Consider the following 20,111-nt stretch of genomic DNA (forward strand, 5'->3'; position numbering starts at 1 on the left):
GCCACATTCAAGAGATCCCTGCGTTCGGATTATAGAAAATAGTCTTAAATAAACAGTGTATTACTTTCTTCATCTCCGCTCAGTTCAGCGAGTTTCCTTTTTTTGCTGGAATTATTTTCCCCAAATTGGAAGGTGGGACTCCAAGTTGTGACGTTCGCTTTTGGGCTGCTGTCATTATCTGCACAAGCTTCGGCCACATGTGGAGAAAATTCCTGCTCTAACGCATTGTAATCATAACCAGGGGTTAGAATTCGCTCATTGTCATCGAACTCAAAATTAGATTTCAAAATCCAGTCATTCGTTAGTTCTTCCTTAAACGGATTGTACGAGGGATCCTCAGTTTCTTCCACATCATAACCCGGAGTTTTGGGGATCACATGCTCCATAGTCAGTTCGTTTTCACTCCAGGTAGCCTCGTAATAATATTGTGAGTCATTAAAATCAGCGACAATTTGAGGTAAAGAGGTAGGTGAAGCACCATAATCATAATCACTGTAATAGGCAAGAATTTCTTCGCCGGGTTGAATTTGGCGTGTCGTTACGTAGGAATCCGATGAAAAATCAAAACGTACATTCATCTGACTTCGATGTTGAGCACCTTCTATGCAATAGGCTTCTGACGCTTGATTTTTAGTATAGAGATATCCTCCTCCGCCTGATTGAACCAGGTAATTCATGTCTAGATCACGTTGTTTCGCCCATGATTTCATCCCTTTTTCTGGCACATCACCCATTTTCTGGCCAACGAGTTGGCAGAGTCGTTTTTTCGCAGGGATTGTCTGGCCACTAAATAGAGAGTAACGGATTTCCCCAACCCCTCTTACCGTAGGTGCTATCAGTAAATGATAAGATGAGTTTCTTTTTAGCTCCATTTTTTGATTTCTTTGAAAACGTGCCACATCTTCTACTTTATCCAAATCATAAATTTTAGGATCTAAATTTCTATCCAAATACATTTGCTTTTTATGATCTCTTTTGCGCTGAGCCGCTTTCTGAGTTAATAAATTAAAAAAGTCTCTTAGCTCTTCGCGGGTATTTAGTTCTTCAGGATTCATTTCTTGATCTAGTGTTTTAGCCAAATCCTGCAGGACTTCAATCAACGTTTGTGACTGGCGCCAAATTTGCGGACGATCTTTGGTAAAATATTCATCTCCGTAAGAAATAGTTAACTCTTCAGCAAAAGCAATTTTTTTAGCCGCGACATAATAGGCATGATAATCAAATTGAGTGGTACCAAACTCGTCTTGCCATCGACGACAAATGACTTTTACTTCTAAATTTGGCTTTCCCGCGTGATTAACCCAACGTGTATGAGAGCCTGCTTTCAGCATATCAATGACTACAGCATATTCGTCATTATCATCTAAATTTAATTTCCACACATAAGTAGAATCACCTTGATAATCTTTGACGATTCGGTCCATTTTAGAGCTAGGCCTTACGCCAAATAAATCTATGCCTTTGATTTCCCCAACAATTTCTCCTTTGGCAAACGATTTAGCTGCATAGACTCCGAGTTGATTGGAACCAAGATTGGGAATAGCAGCGATAATTACTCCTTGATCATAATCGGTGGATAAATAATTAAAGTCGGGTTGGTCGCATTTATCTTTGACGTAATTACCCAGTCTTGATTGAGACTCTGCACTCTCAGGAAAAAATAACAATTGTTCTGCTAACATTTCTTCTTGGGCTTGCAGCTGAACGCCTTTGTTCAAAAATTTAATATTTTTTGGCATATTGATTCTAGGTCATTTGATTTGCGACGAATTTTAGTGAAAAAAAATAACCTGTCCAGCTATTTTCTGGATGAGTAATTATTCTTTATTGTTAGCTAAGCTCAATCAGTGCGATTCTGATTGACGTGATGGATGCATGTGTAAGCAAAAGACATGGCCTAAGACCCTGTTTTTTGCGGACACGTCTCTATGCAGGTCAATGTACGTTAATCGCATGTTTGGGAATTTTATTGGTGAGTGCCCTGCGCATGTTGGATAAATAACCGTTTTATTGGGGACAATCCATTGCATACATTTAAACCCAGGCCACGCAGAGTAACCAGGGGCATAAAAGAATTACTGAATAAGCGCTTAAAGCCTTCCATTAACAAAATCGTTTGCCATACAGCATTTTTACGCTCGCGTTGATAAGCGCCTAATGCCTTTTTAGACACCAGGGCACCATGAGCAGCATTCAAGCAATCGATCCAGGAATGTACATCAGCCAATCCTAAATTTAAACCTAATCCGGCCAAAGGATGGATTGTATGGGCTGCATCCCCCAGAAGTAACCAGCGATTTCCCACATAGTGTTTGACATGTCTCATTTGTAAAGGAAATTGATGACGTGTGCTGATGACTTCGACCTGCCCCAGCTTTCTCGCAAAAGCTTCAGTTAAGGAGGCATTAAACTCCGGTTCTGACAGATTCATTAATTGTTTAGCATGCGCGGGTTTGGTAGACCACACGATGGAGCATTGATGTGCATCCGCTAGGGGTAAAAATGCCAAAGGACCATCCGCGCGAAACACTTGATAGGCAGTGTGCTGATGCGCTTGCTCTACGGACACCGTTGCAACCAGTGCGTGTTGATCATACGACCAGCTGTTTAAGGGCACCTTGAGTTGGTGACGGACTGGAGAGTGGGCCCCATCGGCCACCATTAACAATTGCCCTTCCCAAGTCTGCTGCTTGCTGCAAATTCGAACTCCAGTTTCTTCGCAAAAAACCTCTTCCACGCGGCACTCAGGAAATAAATGAATGGAAGATTGGGTAGCAACTTGCTGCAGTAAAGCGTGTTTTAAAACGGACTCTTCAATAATATTCCCAAGGTTTGGTGCCCCCACCTGACGTGAATCAAAATCAATATGCGCTTTACTTTCAGCATCCCAAACATACATCCGACGATAGGGAGAAACGCGAGCGCTCTCCAGGTATTGCCAGGCATTTAATTGCTGCAAGAGAGCCTGTGAGGCATGATTAATCGCATAGACTCGGGTATCTGACGGTGAATTTTTGACTTTTAATGAACCCGCATCAATCACTGCTACCGTGAACCCACGTTGAGCCATAGCTAAGGCCGCAGTTAAGCCCACGATACCACCACCAATGACTAATACATTAAATTGCAGACTCATTTCATTTCCTTCATAACTATTTTTGCAGCTTTGGCAAAGCAATTTCACAGACTAAATCAGGAATCACCCCCCCAAATCCTCGTGCATATCGTGCTAAAAGATTCTTCAAGGCAGGGATATTATCCAGAGCAATCAATCCTAACCCACGCACAATTCCCAATCCAGGTAAACGGCTAGTAAACACTTGGATCAAACCATCCGTTAAATGAGTAATGGCTTTTTGGTCATGGGATCTTAATTGCACATAATGCTGGAGCATTTCTGCATTGAGTCCCCTCTCGGCGATGCATTGTGCCAGCATCGCTACATCTCTAAGTCCAAGATTGAATCCTTGTCCGGCTACAGGGTGCAAGGTGTGTGCCGCATTACCAACAAACACTACAGGCCATTTGGTTTGGCTTGGCATTAAAACTTGTTGCAAAGGAAAGGAGAATCGTTTCCCTACTTTGGCAAAACGGCCCAGACGATAACCAAATGCGCGTTGTAACTCGTGTAAAAAATCAACCTCAGATAAAGACAATAAGCGTTCTGCTTCCTTGGGAGGCACAGCCCAAACCAAAGACATGCGATTGTCTTGCATCGGTAAAAGCGCCAAAGGACCATAACTGGTAAAACGTTCGTAAGCACGATGTTGATGCGGCTTTTGCAAGCCCACGTTCGCTACAATTGCGTGTTGGCTATAGAGCTTAGTTTTGGAGGGTAAGGAACAAAAACGACGCGCTTCTGAATGGGCACCATCAGCAGCAACAATAAGACCTGCCTTGATTTTTAGTTCACCCGATTCAGTGAGAACGGTCGCCGAATGATTTTCATAATCCAAGGCCTGTAAACTCGCTGGAGCAATCAACTGGTCATGGGGCAGCAGTTGATGCAAAGCCTGATTGATGTGCTGCATTTCAGCAACATAGCCCAAAGGAGAATCCGAATCTCCTTGCAAGCGTGATGTTCCAAAGTGATGTTGATCGGAAACATGAATCATCTCTATAGCGGTTACATGCTCTTTAAGAAGATCCCAAACACCAAGCATCCTTAAAATACGTCGACTCGCGGGCGATAGTGCTAGAGAGCGTGCATCAAAATCAGGAGTTATTTTATCACTAAAAGGCTTAGCTTCTACTAATAAAGTACTATACCCTAACCCTTGCAAAGCAAGCATTAAAGTAGCACCTGTTAAGCCTCCTCCAATAATCAGTATATCAATCTCTTTATTAATCACGCATTAATGCCTCAATTTCATCTACATCCACAGGTAATGCGGCAGTTAAGACTTCATGCCCTGTTTTCGTGACTACCACATCATCCTCAATCCGTACACCAATACCCCACCAACGCTTATCCACTCCCGCACTGTTTGGGCTAATGTATAAACCTGGCTCAACCGTTAAAACCATCCCGGGTTCTAAAGCGCGCCACTCACCATTAATTTTATAAAGACCGCTATCATGAACATCCAATCCCAACCAATGTCCAGAATTATGCATGTAAAACGGTTTATATGCTTCTTGGGCAATCAACTCCTCTACATCTCCTTGTAAAATACCCAAGGCGCATAATCCCTCAGTGAGAATGCGGACCATGATTTGTTGTACCCTATTCCACAAAAGACCGGGCTTAATCGCCGCAATCCCCGCTTTTTGGGCTTTGAGCACCAATTCATAAATACTTTTTTGTTCGGGGCTGAATTTGCCATTGATGGGAAAGGTTCGGGTAATATCCGCAGCATAATTTTCAAACTCCCCTCCTGCATCAATAAGAACTAAGCTGCCACGATGCAAAGGTTTGTTGTTTTCTGTATAGTGCAAAATACATGCATTTTCACCACTGCCCACAATAGGATCATAAGCGACACTTCGGCAACCATGACGACTGAATTCATAAACAAGCTCTGCTTCAAGCTGATATTCATGCTCCAAATGCTTGCAACGACGCATGGTGTGTTGATGTGCTTGCACGGAAATGCTCGCTGCTCGACGCATTAAATCCAGCTCCGCATCGCTTTTAAATAAGCGCATTTCACCTAATATAGGCTCCAAATCACACAACTGGTCTGGAACCTTAACCCCACGTCGTACTTGACCTTTAAGGGTTTTCAATGACTGCATAATCGTTTTTTCCATCTCTGGATTTCGAGCCAGTGCGCAATAAATGGCTGACTTACCATTTAATAATTTAGGCAGCTCCTCCTCAACACGGTCTATAGGAAAAGCAGCGTGCATACCCAACTCAGAAAGCGCCCCATCTTGTCCAAGACGTTTTCCCGTCCATTGCTCTTCCGCCGGATTACGTGGGCGATTAAATAACACACACTGAGTATTTGCTCCTGCAATAACTACCAGTAACGCATCAGGCTCATTAAATCCGGTGAGATAATAAAAATTACTGTCCTGACGAAAGCGATAATGCGCATCACCGTTACGTAATACTTCGTGAGCCGCCGGGATAAGGGCAATACTGTCAGCGGGCAATTGTTGCGCTAATTTATTTCTTCTTATTTGGTATTCTTGTTGGGAAATCATTGTAACTTCCTTTTTAATGAGTTATTCCAGTATGGCCACCACGTTCTCTTTCATTCATAATTAAATCACTATGCAAACGCAGGACTGCCATCCGCGCATATTCACTGACTTCCATTAACGCACGTTCATCTTCTTCATCAACATCCAAGGTATCACAATCAAGTTCAGCAAATTCAATAAGATGCTGAAATGCATCCTGAGCCTCTTCTTCATGCAATTGGTTAAGACCGATGCCCGCTAAAGTTAGTGCCTGGGTAAACCCTTCGCACCACTCACTAAAAGCTTGTGCCCTTAACAATAAAGATTCCTCTTCATCAGGAAGCATCATTTGAAATTCAAAATCCAAACTGTTAATTTGTTGCTGGCTTATAGAAAATACAGCAAACATGGCTAAAACTGCATTACGGCTGGCTTCATCTTTTTTATTATTTAATAACGCACGTAAATAAGCTTCTCCTTGACTGTCAGCGCCAGCACACAGGTAACCACACATCATCCCATGCAATAAGCTGGCTGATATATGCAGCATTAAAACAGAAATGGATGCAGAAAATTCATCATAATCAGGTAAATGCAAGTGTTCTCTTTCTTCAGACATATTTAACTCATTCATAGAAAAAATACCCCATGATACCCGATTTAATGCAAGCGTTCATCCTACTAATTGCTGCTTGCGAGCAAAATTGTTACTATTCATAACAGCTCTCTATGGAATTGCAAAGGTCTTATTATGACGCAGATGAAATCGTGTACTGTTAAACTACTCAATAAAACATATGAAATTAAATGCCCGGAAGGTGAAGAACCCAATTTATTGCTTGCGGTGCAAAAATTAAATCATCAAATCATGATTAATAAAAAGAAATCGAAACAGTTGGACAATTTCCAAGCCTTATTGCTCGCGGCACTGGATATTAGTCATGAATTGATACTCTGTAAAAACAAACAAGCACACCAGCAACATCAGGTCACTCAATTTATTAACTCCCTTGAAAATAAAATCAATAAAATGGTGGGTGGAGAGATGATCGAACGAATTCCAGAAATGGATTAATTGATTTATTCTGGATTTGCAAAAAATGTTACCACGTCGTTTGCGGGAAAGATGGCCCACATGATTCATCTCTTGTCATGTGGGCTTTGTTGATTGATACTGTGGAAGAATAGGATAAGCACTAAGCTTTCTATTATTCCCGTAAAGGTGAGCATCCCTGTTAGGCACCATGCCCAATTGGGATTACCGCCTTCGCTGAAATGACCTGCGATTTTTTCAACAAAGCTTAATAATAGGGACAATCGATCTTGATTAAAAGGACTTAAAAATGAGACGCCAATGGTATATAGGATTTGGAGTAGCCTTATTATTTACTCTTGCCCTTTTTGCGATGTTCCATAGCATCGAATGGTTTTTCGCTTTTCTCATTCCCGTTATTGTGATTTGGATCTACGATTTGATTCAAAAAGAGCATACCATTCTGCGTAACTTTCCCGTCTTGGGACATGTGCGCTATTTTTTAGAATTTCTACGTCCAGAAATTCAACAATATTTTATTGCGACCGATGAAAGCGAACTTCCTTTTAATCGTGAAATACGATCCCTCATTTATGAGCGCGCCAAAAATACTCGTGACACAGTCCCTTTTGGTACCGAGCGCGATATTTTAAGTGTTGGCTATACATGGGCCCTACACTCTTTGGCTCCGAAACATCATTCGGAGGTTGAACCACGAATTATGGTAGGTGGCCCAGATTGTCTCCAACCTTACAGTGCCTCTCGGTTTAATATTTCCAGCATGAGCTTTGGAGCACTGTCTGGCAAAGCAATTATGGCCATGAACAAAGGAGCCCAGATTGGTGGTTTTTACCAAGCCACCGGTGAAGGAGGGTTAAGCGCTTATCATTTACAGGGTGGCGACCTGGTATTTCAATTTGGAACTGCCTATTTTGGTTGTCGTGATGCACAAGGGAATTTTGACGAAAAAGAGTTCGCCGCTGAAGCCAATCGTAACGAAGTAAAAATGATCGAAATTAAACTCTCGCAAGGAGCCAAACCCTCTCATGGAGGCATCTTGCCTGCTGCCAAGTTAACAGAGGAAATTGCAAGAGTAAGAAAAGTCCCTATGGGTCAGGATGTACTCTCTCCTATCGCTCATTCTGCGTTTACCACTCCGGTAGAGTTACTTTATTTCATAAAAAAATTACGCGATTTATCGCATGGCAAACCCATTGGCTTTAAATTATGTCTGGGCCGAAGAGATCAATTTCTTGCCATTTGTAAAGCCATGTTAAAAACCAATATCCTGCCTGATTTTATTACTGTTGATGGTGCTGAAGGAGGCACTGGGGCTGCGCCTGAGGAATACATTAATTTTATAGGCACACCGTTGGAAGCAGGGTTAGTCTTTGTGCACAATGCCTTAGTAGGGATTAATGTAAGGGATAAAATTCGTGTTATCTGTAGTGGTAAGATTGCGAACGGATTTGATATTCTGACTAATATCGCATTGGGTGCTGATATGTGTAATTCTGCACGCGCAATGATGATGGCTACCGGTTGCTTACAAACAAAACAATGTAATGCGAATACTTGCCCCACAGGAGTAGCCACGCAAAATAAACGCTTGCAATATGGCCTTGTTGTCGATCAGAAAAAACATCATGTAGCCAACTTTCATAAAAACACCATGAAAAGCTTTTTAGAAATGGTTGGCGCGCTCGGTTTAGATAATCCCAGCGATTTAAAACCCATCCACATCATGAGGCGGGTCAGCGTGCAAGAAGTTAAAACATTTAATGAAATATACGATTATCTTACACCAGGACAACTATTAGGCTCCGATATTCCCCAGAGTTATAAATCTCATTGGGAAATGGCCGATCCGGATAAATTTTAAGTTTAAAAGCCATAACATGGCTTGTCTAGCGCATGCAACCAGGATACTGTCAACGAGTACTCCTGGCCGCAAGCAATCCCATCTTCTACAGCCATCGGTATAAATGACTTGAAGATAATGAGATTTTCAGACTAAGACCATCCAAGCAATGCGTCACTTCCATTTAATATTGCATCCCAAACTTGGCTTTTGTTCTGGACTCACTGGTTTACCGGCAAGGAGACTATCCAGGGCATTTTGTAAATGCGAGCCAGTTACCGGTTTGTTATTTCCCGGTGTTGATTCATCCAAACAGCCGCGATAGACACAAAGCATGTCTTTATCAAAAATATAAAAATCAGGGGTACACGCTGCCTTATAGGCTTTGGCCACTTCTTGTGATTCATCATACAAATAAGGGAAAGAATAATGAAAGTTTTCCGCTTCCACTCGCATTTGTTCTGGGCCATCAGCAGGATATTTTTCGGCATCGTTAGAACTGATTGCAACAAATTGAATCCCTTTTTTCTGATAAGTTTCGGCTAATTCAACTATTTTTGTCTGAATATGTTTCACATAAGGACAATGATTACACAAAAACATAATCACTGTTGCAATGGGTGATTTAATCTGTCCAAGGGAAACCAATTGATCATTGCGTGTATCTACTAAAGTAAAATCAGGCGCCTTACTTCCTAATGGAAGCATGTTTGAAGCAGTTGCTACCATAATTACCCCTTATTAACTCAAAATAGTCGCTAGAACACTAGCGTATTCGTCTCGAATCCTCGTTGCAGGAGAACATCGACAAATGGATTGAGTGAACATCAATTGAAGTGTCGCGTGCTCTTCAATTTGAACAAAATTTTAAAAAAGAATTGCGGGTGCATGGTAAACGAAAAATCCAGGGTAATCAAATGGCTCATTCTGAACTGCTGAGTGATGGCTTAATCCATAGAAATCAATTTCCTAAGACTGATATTTTACCATAGTTCATTTTATTTACTTACTAGGCAGTTTAAAGGCAAACAAGCTCTATTTTATCTATACTTTGGATACAGGTCGCTTCACAAATTAAGGTGTTAAAAATGGCTTATGACGCATTAGATTTGCCCCGAGACAAAATGGAAGAACTTCTTCGAGAATTTGATCGATTAATGGAGGAACTGGAACATTCTTTTGATAGCCTCTCTCAAGAAGATAAATCCGTTTTGGATGGTCTAGAGGATGATCTGGCTGAATTAAGCGAACTTCAAGAGGGCAAGAATGACACGCCACCACTTGCAGTGGAAAAGCTCTTTGAGTTAGATCTTCATACCGCCCTACGCACCGTTATTGCTGAATTCCGACCCACAAAAATTGGTGATTTACAGATGCAATGTCAAAAGTTGATCGATCACCACGGTTTTGCGACCTTCCAAGAAAGCTTTGATGCGTTGTTGATTGAGGCTGAATCGTTAAAAAGCCAGGAATTGAGAGCCATGAAGCATATTAATCGCTACATGATGAACAAAATGGCAGATACCTTTGCCGCTATCGCCGCAGAAGGCTCAAAAGACTACGCTAAAAGCGTTATCAATGTACTTAACTTAAATCAGTATTTTCGGGAAGAAGGCCTTGAGGCTGCGAAAACTGGCAGTAAAAAAGCCCAGGAAATGGCCATCAAAAGGGTTGAGTCGGAAGCGGCTCAAGCACGAGAGGAAATAAGAGGGGAACTGAAAGAGAACATAGAGGCAATAAAAAAACAAGGGTCGCCAGAAGAGGCCCAGAAAGACTTGATTGAAAAAGCCAATGAGGAAGCCACCCAGAAATTGGCTGCGATTAATCAGGAAACCGCAAAGAAGATCACCGTAATTAAAGAACAAAAGGACTGCCTTTACCTCGTTAAGGAACTAGCCATCAATCTCTCTAAGGCTAAAGCAGCTCAAGAGATAGAGCAGATAAAAAAACAAACGCCTGTAGATGAACAAGAGCAGATGATTGAGCAAGTCAACCAGGCGACCGAAAAGGAGATTGCCGCGATTAATGCCCAAGAGGACCGTCTTCAATTGGCCAAGGAGATGGCTATCAAAGTCGCTCAGACTGAAGCATTCACAAAAATAAGGGAGATAAAACAAAAGGCTATCTCTGAGGCAGAACAAAATCAACTCACGGAACAAGTGAACAAGGAAACCTCCGTAGAAATCAATGCAATTCAACAGATGGAAGAAATACCACCCAATTATTACGTCCTAGCTGAACGTCGTATTTTTGAAGAACAGGTATTTCAGGCCGCAGAGAAAGACGGATACCAAAAGGCGAAAAAACTGACCATCAAAGCCATTGAATCGGAGCGAGACAACAAAATAGAGCAACTTAAACATCAAGAGCTTCCTGAAAATGAACCATTGATTGAGCAAGTCAGAAAAGAAGCCGCGGAACAAATCAGTGCAATCGAACAGATGAAAACCATGCCACTGGATTATTATATCGAAGCAGCACGGCGAAAGATGCTCGTAGACGATACACGTAAAAAAACTCTTTTTCAGCGCTATGATAAAATAGCTGATTTCGTACTCAAAGACATCCTGTCAAGAGAATCAATCGATGAACGAACCCTGGCAATGGAGCGTTATCTGTTAATCACTGAAAAACTGATGGCGCAAAAACATTATGATGCCGCACTCCCCATTTTTGGAGCATTACAACAAACGCCGATCTTTCGTTTGGCCAAAACAAAAGAGGGATTATCAACTCATGCGCAGCAGGTTTTAGAAAAACTCGGTGAATTGCAGAACGATGCAAAGAATTTTGCTGCGATTAGAGGGCGTTGTGAGCGTGAAAATACTTACGTTCCTTTGAATTTCACAGTGACTGATATTACCTTTTCTACAGATGATGTGAATCCATTTATTTTAGATAGCAAAGGAAAAATCGTAAGGGGCTGTGATAAATTACCCGGCATGGAAAGAATAATTTCAAACTGTGTTAAAGCTGCGGCAACCAAAGCCGCTGAACCTGACAGCACCCTATCCCTAGAGATGGAAGCACACCGCGAGGAATTAGCCACAAAAACAAAAAGAGAGATAGAAACAGCTCAAGATAAAGCGTCACAGAAGTGTGAGACTCGAGGTGCACTTCCTGAAGCCAGCGCCTTATTTTCTAAATCCAAGTTAAAAAAATTAATTCACTTAGGGATAGTAGTGCCTCCCAAGAGAAGTGAACAAACACGGAAAATAGAGGAAGCCTTTCACGACTTAAAAAATCGGATACTAAGCAAGTTAGATCATCTAAAAAATGCAGTAGCCCGCTATGAAGACAAAGCCGAACGTAAACTCTCTTCTATTGTAGAAAAAATGCAACATGCAGTTACCCCTCTTTTTGAACGAATACACACCTCATTAAAAGAGTCCATTCAAAACAGCAGTCAGAGATTTCGTGAGTTAATGCAGGCCTCTAAAAATAAAAAGGAAAATGAAGATCAGGAAGGTGAACGCCCCCATAATTTTTAAGTCTGCACCAGGCCATTCTTGACTTTCATCGAGATGGCCATGGTATAATCAGCTTAACCCGATAGCGAGAGATTTTAGAACCAATGCTAACAGCATGGGAAGCATCCTGAAATCGGCGTTGTGCAAGCCCACCATGAAGTGGGAAGCCTGAACCGATTCATTCGCTACCCACTTGAACCTCAGGGTTCATAATCCATGTCTGTCGGGCTCCTTTCTTTCGAGATGCAACCCTCTGAGCAAATGCAAAATGTTCGTCACCCGAGGTACTAATCTTGGTAAATAGTCGTGTTGGGTATCGAGTGACTGATGGCGTTACTTCATCAATTGCTCTTTCAATAAAAGATACTCATCTCTAATCTTGGCTGCTGCTTCAAACTCCATGTTTTTGGCATGCAAATACATTTGTTTTTCCAAGGTATTGATGTGTTTCACTAATTCTTGAGTTGACCAGTGCAAATATTCTGGGCTCGGTTCTGCAACAGCGGTGGTGCGTTTTCCTTGATAAGCGCCCTCCATAATGTCTGTTATGGATTTACTAATCCCTTTGGGGGTAATGCCATGCGCTTCATTATATGCCTTTTGCTTTTCGCGTCTTCTGTTGGTTTCATCAAGCGCTCTTTGCATGGAGCCTGTGATTTTATCAGCATAAAGAATGGCACGTCCCTTCACGTTACGCGCAGCTCGCCCTATGGTCTGAATCAGAGAGCGATCAGAGCGTAAAAAACCTTCTTTATCAGCATCAAGAATTGCAACCAAGGCGACTTCGGGCATATCCAACCCTTCACGTAATAAATTGATCCCTACCAAAACATCAAATACACCTAAGCGCAAATCACGAATGATCTCCACTCGCTCCACCGTATCGATATCTGAATGCAAATAACGTACTTTAACGCCATGCTCATTCAAATAATCGGTTAAATCCTCCGCCATGCGTTTCGTTAAAGTGGTCACTAAAACGCGTCCATTTTGTTGGATCACTTGACGAATTTCTGACATTAAATCATCAACTTGAGTGCGCACCGGCCGAATTTCGACTTCAGGATCGATAAGCCCCGTGGGACGCACTACTTGTTCTGCAACATTATCCGAATGTTCTTGTTCGTAAGAGCCTGGAGTAGCTGAAATATAAATCGTTTGTGGTGAGCGTGCTTCAAACTCTTCAAAACGTAACGGTCGATTATCCAGGGCCGAAGGAAGTCTAAAACCATACTGTACCAATGTCTCTTTGCGAGAACGATCACCTCGGTACATACCCCCGATTTGGGGTACAGTAACGTGGGACTCATCGATAATCAGCAGGGCTTCTTTAGGCAAATAATCAAATAAAGTGGGCGGTGGTTCACCCGCCTCACGCCCTGATAAATAGCGGGAATAATTTTCAATACCCGAGCAATACCCCAATTCCAGCATCATTTCCAGATCAAAAAAAGTGCGCTGTTCCAAACGTTGGGCTTCAACGAGTTTATTTTGCTCTTTAAATTCAGCGAGACGCTCTTGTAACTCTTCTTTGACCGAATCTACAGTTTGCAAAATACGATCACGAGGAGTCACATAATGGGTTTTAGGGAAAATAGTAATCCGGGGGAAGCGTTGCAAAATTTCACCAGTAAGCGGGTCAAACTGAGCAATGTTTTCAACCTCATCATCAAATAATTCGATGCGTACCGCATCGCGTTCTGAATCGGCTGGAAAAATATCAATAATATCCCCATGCACGCGAAACTGACCACGTTCTAGGGACAAGTTGCTGCGAGTGTACTGCATTTCAGCAAGTCGTCTTAGAATTTTACGCTGATCGGATTGTTCTCCACGGGAAAGATGTAATACCATACGCAAGTAGGAATCAGGATCACCCAAACCATAAATTGCAGATACGGTTGCGACGATGATCGCATCTTTACGTTCAATTAAGGCTTTGGTTGCAGACAAACGCATCTGTTCTATGTGCTCATTGATGGATGAATCTTTTTCAATAAAGGTATCTGACGCGGGTACATAAGCTTCTGGCTGATAATAATCATAGTAGGAAACAAAATATTCGACCGCGTTGTCGGGGAAATATGCTTTAAATTCGCCATAAAGCTGAGCCGCAAGCGTTTTGTTGGGAGCCATAATCAGGGCAGGCCGGCGCATGGTTTGAATAACATGTGCTATAGTAAAGGTCTTGCCCGAGCCAGTAACCCCCAAAAGGGTTTGTTTGGATAAACCAGATTCCAAGCCTTCAATTAATGAGGCTATGGCGGTCGGCTGGTCACCAGCGGGCTTATAATCAGCATATAGTTTAAATAAATCTTTCATATCTTATTAGTATATCGCACAGGAGCAACAAATGGATATCGCATTAGCAAAACGCGTGCAAAAAGTTAAGCCTTCACCTACTTTGGCCGTAGCAGCAAAGGCCACCCAAATGCGTGCTCAAGGGCATGATGTTATTAATTTAGGTACCGGTGAACCCGATTTTGACACACCCGATTACATTAAAGAAGCCGCTATTGCTGCGATTAAGCAAGGGTACACCAAGTATACTGCAGTTGACGGGATACCTGAACTCAAAGAAGCAGTTAAAAATAAATTTAAAAAAGATAATGGCCTTGATTATCAGCTCAATCAAATTTTAGTTTCCGTTGGCGGCAAACAAAGCTGTTACAATCTGTGCCAAGCGCTACTTAATCCTGGTGATGAAGTCATTATCCCAGCGCCATACTGGGTCTCTTATCCTGACATGGTGTTATTGGCGGAAGCAACCCCTGTGATTATTACTACAACCCCGGCACAACGTTACAAAATCAATGCGCAGCAACTCGATAAAGCCATCACTCCCAAAACAAGGCTAATCTTCTTAAATAGCCCATCCAATCCATCCGGAGTAGCCTACACATTGGATGAATTGAAGGCTTTAGCCGAGGTCTTACAAAAACATCCGCAAATTATTATTGCGACCGACGACATGTACGAACATATTCTTTGGAGCCAACCTTTTGCGAACATTCTTAACGCCTGCCCCGAATTATATGACCGGACTATCGTCTTAAATGGTGTATCCAAAGCGTATGCCATGACCGGATGGCGCATCGGTTATGCAGCAGGCCCGCTGCCATTAATGAATGCGATGAAAACCATCCAGTCCCAATCAACCTCAAATCCTTGCTCTATAGCCCAAAGAGCCGCTGTAGCCGCCCTATCAGGCAGCAATGAAAGTGTCGTCGAAATGGTTAAAGCCTTTCGCCAAAGACATGATTTTGTCGCGTCCAGATTGCAAGAAATACCTGGAATAGATGTGATTCCAGCGGATGGTACTTTTTATATTTTCCCAAGCGTACAAGCCATCATAAAACAACGTGGTTATAAGAATGATCTGGAGTTCTCTGAAGAATTACTTGCTAAGGAAGGCGTGGCGTTAGTACCCGGTTCTGCTTTTGGCAATGAAGGCTGCATCCGTTTATCCTTTGCAACCAGCATGGAAATCCTGCAAGACGCCCTTAACCGTTTACAACGTTTTTGCAGCTAGATAAACGCTTTCTCCCCAAGGGGGAGAAGGTGCCCGTTAGGGCAGATGAAGGGATTCAAGTGCAACATGATTCCCTCACTCCTACCCCTCTGCCAAAAATAGGAGGGGGACTTTTACTCAAAGGAAAATCTAGAATGTATTCCTGCCACTCAAAAAAGCGGCAAATAAAGCAAATTTTAAAAAATTATTTATTAAATCTACTTGACCCTCAATCAGAATCGTTTTAAGATTCCGACCCTATTCCCCGGTAGCTCAGTCGGTAGAGCGGATGACTGTTAATCATTAGGTCACAGGTTCAAGTCCTGTCCGGGGAGCCAATTCCAGTCTGGGTTTTGGCAAAATTCAAGGCCTGACCCGACAGGTGTGCAAGTGTGTGTCCTACTCATTATTTAAAATGATTTTCGCAAAACACCTTCTAACGGTACAACACTAGAGGCATCCCGGATTAGAATTTGCTCTTGCTTTTCAATCTTTTCCGCAGATTTAATCACATTCTTTATACTTTCTTCCAATACTTTGAAGTAGGCACCAATACCGGGATTCGCTTTGAGCACATCGAGAATATTATTTGCCGCCTTCTTCTTTTCCGCTAAAGAGGCATTAACAAGAAGTAAGGCGTCCAGATCCTTTCTTAATGGTTCAATCAGCTTTCTCTCTGCTTCACTAGTCATTCCAGCAAGCCATAACCGTTTACCCTGTAAATTTTTATCCATTTTTTTCTGCTCACTGGCGATAATCTCGTTTGGAGAACCCATCTTGTGGGTCACACTAAGATTGGTGGCGGCTGCACTAAAGTCCTGGAACATTGCATTGATGGTGTCTAACTCTTGCTTCTGATTAGCTGTAGGATTAGTTTCATATAGGTTTTTAAGTATTTTTATTGTCTTTTCCAAAAATTCGTTTTGCTTGGCAATGTCGTCGAGCGGATGCTTTTCTGATTCCTCTATAGCGCTCATTAACTCCTTCATTAATTTTTTTTGTTGTTGTGTATACTCTCTTGAATATAAATACTGGGAGGATACGCCAAAAGAATTAAAATTATCGCTATTAATTTGATTTTTCATGGAAGAATTAAAAAATCCATAAAGCGGTTCATTGATTTCTTTATCAACAAAGTTTTTTAAGTAGTTTCTAAGGTCATGAAGGCGAGTGGATTGATAGAGTTGTGTGTTTTGAGAGTGAATGCACATGACTTGAATATGATAAATACCCTGTGTTTCAATTATCTCGATAGGAATCATGGCCACGTCATCAGGTATTCTTGACATAAACTCAGCTTCGTTCGGAAGAGCGGATACATTGGCCACCGCATAATAATCAGCAAGTTGTTCGGGATTACAGACATGCAAAACAACTCCTCCATTACCAGCAAAACCCTTGGCTATATCTATGTTAGAAGTCATGCTTACATTCTTTTTTGCGATAATATCTACAATATTAATTTCAACCAGTTGCTCAGGGGCTAAGGAAGCAAGTTGTCCCTTTTTTTGTAAATCCTGCACACGTGCAAATTTTTGTTGAAATATAGGGCTCCCAAAGCTTTGACCGCGGTACAACAAATCTGGCGTTTTATGGACTTCAAATTCCCTTTTCATAAGACCTGCCTTATGAATGGCAATATTAAGTAAAAAAGCCATTTTTCTTTCTTCGTCGGAAGTGCTCGATGGATCATTATAGGCCCCGACAATAGCGTTCAATTTCTTATAGAAGGGAGACTCCTTGGAATACATCCTAAGCAGTACATCCTCAAAATTTGGCTCTTTTCCATTTTTAGTTAATTCTGTTTTGCATTGATTGTATAAATCAGATAAAGCAATGGTTTCTCCATTGGCTGTCATTTCAAAATCCGAATTTTTTAAAATTTTTTCAATGCCAATGAGAAAATTTTCATCCAGTTGTTTCGCGATAACTGTTAGATGGCCTCTTTTAGTCATATTTTCAATTGAGTCCATTGGAATTTCAGCTAAAAGGGATCTTTGATGTGGGGGTTGACTGAGTACAAGAACTAGTTTTTCAATGGCTTGCTTTACAGCAATTTCCTCTTCAGCAAACTGTTGGGGAGACAAAGTATATTGAGCTGCAATTAATCCTTCTATATCTTTACGTAACTTATCTCTTGCTTCTTCTCGACGTAATTTATCTTCTACCTCTGTCTGGATTTTATCTTTTATCGCTTTGAATTTTTTATTTATATCAGGATTTTTATCTTTGGATGAGGGCATCATATAACTCCAACAGCACAGGCAAATTAATCACCTACCCAATTGTATAAAATTATAACACAAAGCACTTGTTTAGATCAATTAATTGATCATTGAGCACAAATAGCTATCAATCAGACAAAATTTAACGCGATGAATCATCCGAAAAAAATGCAAAGTTTATTTATCCAAATTCAATTTTTAATGAAACAGGTTCATCAATGTATTTATTTACAATCTACAAACAATTCGCTCATTATTGTTTCTGCATTGAGGAGTGAAGTGAATTGATGGGATCAGCGGGTATTGATGGGGTCAGCGGGTATTGATGGGGTCAGGCCCTGACCCCACAGGTGAGTGTTTCCTTTAAACCAAGTTAGCTATCAACCTCCTTAGCATGAACCGATTGTGAGAAAATATCGGCTAAAAATTTGAGATTAGTGAATGATGGAATCTAAAATACCATCAGAATGACTCATATGAATACAACATGATTTGAACATGATTATCCGTTCTGGTATGATGCGCTTTATTTTTCAAAAAAGTGAACAATGCGCGTTATTACGGTGCTTGATAGTTATCCCCCTGATTTAAATGGGGGCGCATATTTCACACATCGTCTCGCCCTGCAGCTACAGCAACGGGGCCATGAGGTCCTGGTGATTTGCCCATCGCGAAGTGTGCGACAAGGATATACAACCTATCAGGGAGTTCATTTATATCGCGTACGTTCCTGGCCTGTGTGGATCTATCGACAATTTCGCGTGTGTTGGCCCGTGTTCATTCGCAAAGGAATTGAACAGGCGATACGGACCTTTCAGCCGGATGTTATTCACCTGCAGGGAAGATTTTTTTTAGGTGGCATCTGTTTTCGTCTTGGAAAAAAGCTGCAGCTCCCGATGGTAGCCACGAATCACTTTATGCCTGAAAATTTTTTCCACTATACCCATTTGCCCTCATCCCTGAAACCTTGGTTTGCACGCCGATGCTGGCGCCCCATTTTAGAGATGCTGCGGCAGGTTGATGCAGTAACAACGCCAACAAAAACCGCTGCAGCGTTACTGGAAACGCTGGATAACCGATTCCCTGTGCATGCTATTTCATGCGGTGTCAATCTTAATGTATTTCGTCCCCATCAAGAAGCAGGCCCGTTACGTCATCGCTTTTGCCTACCCAACAAACCTATTTTATTATACTGTGGTCGTTTGGATCAGGAAAAAAATTTACCCATGGTGATAACCGCATTTGCCAAGGCACGAAACCGCGTGGATGCTCATTTTGTATTAACAGGAACCGGGGCTTACGAGTCGTACTTAAAGCAACACGTCGCACAATTAGGTTTGACGCAGCATGTGACGTTTACAGGTTATCTATCTGATGCCGAGTATCCTTTCATTTATGGGTTAGCCGATTGCTTTGTGATTGCGAGCACGGCAGAATTGCAAAGCATTGTCACACTCGAGGCAATTGCCTCTGGACTCCCTATTCTGGCAGCCCGTGCCATGGCGCTGCCAGAGCTGGTAGAACCAGGGGTCAATGGCTATCTTTTTGCAGAAAATGATGTGGAAGGTCTTTCGCAATTGCTGATGAACATGTTATCGAATCGGGCACAATGCCAGACCATGGGACGGGCTAGCCGTCAACTTGCACTCCAACATGATATAGAGCATAGCCTCGAGCAGTATGAAGCCTTGTATCGTCAAGTGAGCCGCTCATGAGAAATGTCTTTCTGCAATATCGCACCTTATGCCAAGACCGTCATTATTTGTATTACTTAATGACCGGGGGGATATTATTGATTACCAGTTTTGTTGTCATCCATTATGCTGGGTTATATGCTACACGGATGGCAGGATCCTCGGTATCAGATTTATTCCTGGATCACTTGCCTCTATGGGATGTGAATGTTTTACACATCCATGCGGCACTTATTTTTTGGTTGGTTTTCGTTATCTATTTACTGATGCAACCACAATGGTTGCCGTTCGTGACCAAAACAGCCGCTGTTTTTATCTTGGTACGTAGTGTCTTCATTTGCATGACGCATTTAGGACCGCCTGAGAATTTATTAAGTATTCCTCCTCATTTGGCTTCTTATATCTTATTTGATGGAGATTTATTTTTTTCCGGTCACGTAGGCGGGCCTTGCTTGATGCTGATGATCTTTTGGCGGCACATGTTACTGCGTATCATTTGTTTATGCGCCACCGTATTTTTTTCATTAACCGTACTGCTTGGACATATCCATTATAGCATTGACGTATTTTCCGCCCCTTTTATTACGTTCGGTTTATATCAGTTTTGCTATCATCAATTCACAACAGAACGATCATATTGTCAACAAGGAGTACTCTAACTCTCTGTCCTTGAAGCTTCCAAAAAA

Annotated in this window: 14 protein-coding genes, 1 tRNA gene and 1 other RNA gene; 8 read left to right on the plus strand and 8 right to left on the minus strand. The window is 41.9% G+C overall.

All coding sequences use genetic code 11. The features are described from left to right. Window positions 1-44: 44 nt before the first annotated feature. The 5 genes from OQJ13_RS08400 to OQJ13_RS08420 all read right to left on the minus strand — a co-directional run bounded on the left by OQJ13_RS08400 (window position 45) and on the right by OQJ13_RS08420 (window position 6,250). A complete protein-coding gene (locus tag OQJ13_RS08400) occupies window positions 45-1,739 on the minus strand; it encodes an SET domain-containing protein (protein ID WP_265710424.1) in 1,695 nt (564 codons plus the stop codon). Between the two features lie 227 nt (window positions 1,740-1,966). Then, the gene (locus OQJ13_RS08405) at window positions 1,967-3,136 is read right to left on the minus strand and encodes a UbiH/UbiF/VisC/COQ6 family ubiquinone biosynthesis hydroxylase (RefSeq protein WP_265710425.1); all 1,170 of its coding nucleotides are present in this window, start codon (window positions 3,134-3,136) and stop codon (window positions 1,967-1,969) included. A 16-nt stretch (window positions 3,137-3,152) separates the two neighbouring features. After that, the gene (ubiH, locus tag OQJ13_RS08410; protein ID WP_265710426.1) at window positions 3,153-4,352 is read right to left on the minus strand and encodes a 2-octaprenyl-6-methoxyphenyl hydroxylase; all 1,200 of its coding nucleotides are present in this window, start codon (window positions 4,350-4,352) and stop codon (window positions 3,153-3,155) included. Next, entirely contained in the window at window positions 4,345-5,652 is a 1,308-nt protein-coding gene (gene pepP / locus OQJ13_RS08415; protein ID WP_265710427.1) for a Xaa-Pro aminopeptidase, read from the minus strand. The genes ubiH and pepP overlap by 8 nt, the downstream gene beginning before the upstream one ends. 13 nt (window positions 5,653-5,665) lie before the next feature. Continuing rightward, the gene (locus OQJ13_RS08420) at window positions 5,666-6,250 is read right to left on the minus strand and encodes a YecA family protein (protein ID WP_265710428.1); all 585 of its coding nucleotides are present in this window, start codon (window positions 6,248-6,250) and stop codon (window positions 5,666-5,668) included. Window positions 6,251-6,382: 132 nt separating this feature from the next. Here OQJ13_RS08420 and OQJ13_RS08425 point away from each other — a divergent pair, with 132 nt between their 5' ends. Both OQJ13_RS08425 and OQJ13_RS08430 read left to right on the plus strand, forming a co-directional pair. Continuing rightward, window positions 6,383-6,706, plus strand: coding sequence for a cell division protein ZapA (locus tag OQJ13_RS08425; RefSeq protein ID WP_028381518.1), 324 nt, complete (start codon window positions 6,383-6,385; stop codon window positions 6,704-6,706). Between the two features lie 268 nt (window positions 6,707-6,974). After that, window positions 6,975-8,546: an FMN-binding glutamate synthase family protein gene (locus tag OQJ13_RS08430; RefSeq protein WP_265710429.1), complete on the plus strand. Its 1,572-nt coding sequence runs from the start codon at window positions 6,975-6,977 to the stop codon at window positions 8,544-8,546. A 153-nt stretch (window positions 8,547-8,699) separates the two neighbouring features. Here OQJ13_RS08430 and OQJ13_RS08435 read toward each other — a convergent pair whose 3' ends face one another. Next, on the minus strand, window positions 8,700-9,254 hold the full coding sequence (locus tag OQJ13_RS08435; RefSeq protein ID WP_265710430.1) for a thioredoxin family protein: 555 nt from the start codon (window positions 9,252-9,254) through the stop codon (window positions 8,700-8,702). Window positions 9,255-9,613: 359 nt separating this feature from the next. On the opposite strand from OQJ13_RS08435, the gene OQJ13_RS08440 reads away from it, so the two are divergent. Beyond that, entirely contained in the window at window positions 9,614-12,016 is a 2,403-nt protein-coding gene (locus OQJ13_RS08440; RefSeq protein WP_265710431.1) for a RasGEF domain-containing protein, read from the plus strand. A 52-nt stretch (window positions 12,017-12,068) separates the two neighbouring features. Next, window positions 12,069-12,229: non-coding RNA, 6S RNA (gene ssrS, locus OQJ13_RS08445), on the plus strand. 99 nt (window positions 12,230-12,328) lie between these two features. On the opposite strand, the gene uvrB is transcribed toward ssrS, so the two are convergent. Continuing rightward, window positions 12,329-14,317, minus strand: a complete 1,989-nt coding sequence (uvrB, locus tag OQJ13_RS08450) for an excinuclease ABC subunit UvrB (RefSeq protein ID WP_265710432.1) — start codon at window positions 14,315-14,317, stop codon at window positions 12,329-12,331. A gap of 31 nt (window positions 14,318-14,348) precedes the next feature. Here uvrB and OQJ13_RS08455 point away from each other — a divergent pair, with 31 nt between their 5' ends. Further along, a complete protein-coding gene (locus tag OQJ13_RS08455) occupies window positions 14,349-15,527 on the plus strand; it encodes a pyridoxal phosphate-dependent aminotransferase (protein ID WP_265710433.1) in 1,179 nt (392 codons plus the stop codon). A gap of 241 nt (window positions 15,528-15,768) precedes the next feature. Next, a tRNA-Asn gene (locus OQJ13_RS08460) sits at window positions 15,769-15,844 on the plus strand. 72 nt (window positions 15,845-15,916) lie between these two features. Here OQJ13_RS08460 and OQJ13_RS08465 read toward each other — a convergent pair. Further along, window positions 15,917-17,752 (minus strand): hypothetical protein, encoded by a 1,836-nt coding sequence (locus OQJ13_RS08465; RefSeq protein ID WP_265710434.1) that lies wholly within the window; start codon window positions 17,750-17,752, stop codon window positions 15,917-15,919. Window positions 17,753-18,279: 527 nt separating this feature from the next. Between OQJ13_RS08465 and OQJ13_RS08470 the strand changes: the two genes are divergently transcribed. Next, entirely contained in the window at window positions 18,280-19,446 is a 1,167-nt protein-coding gene (locus OQJ13_RS08470) for a glycosyltransferase family 4 protein (RefSeq protein WP_265710435.1), read from the plus strand. Then, window positions 19,443-20,084 (plus strand): phosphatase PAP2-related protein, encoded by a 642-nt coding sequence (locus OQJ13_RS08475; RefSeq protein WP_265710436.1) that lies wholly within the window; start codon window positions 19,443-19,445, stop codon window positions 20,082-20,084. The genes OQJ13_RS08470 and OQJ13_RS08475 overlap by 4 nt, the downstream gene beginning before the upstream one ends. Window positions 20,085-20,111: the final 27 nt, after the last annotated feature.

Origin of the sequence: Legionella sp. PATHC035, assembly GCF_026191115.1 — a bacterium.
Classification (GTDB): Bacteria; Pseudomonadota; Gammaproteobacteria; order Legionellales; family Legionellaceae; genus Legionella.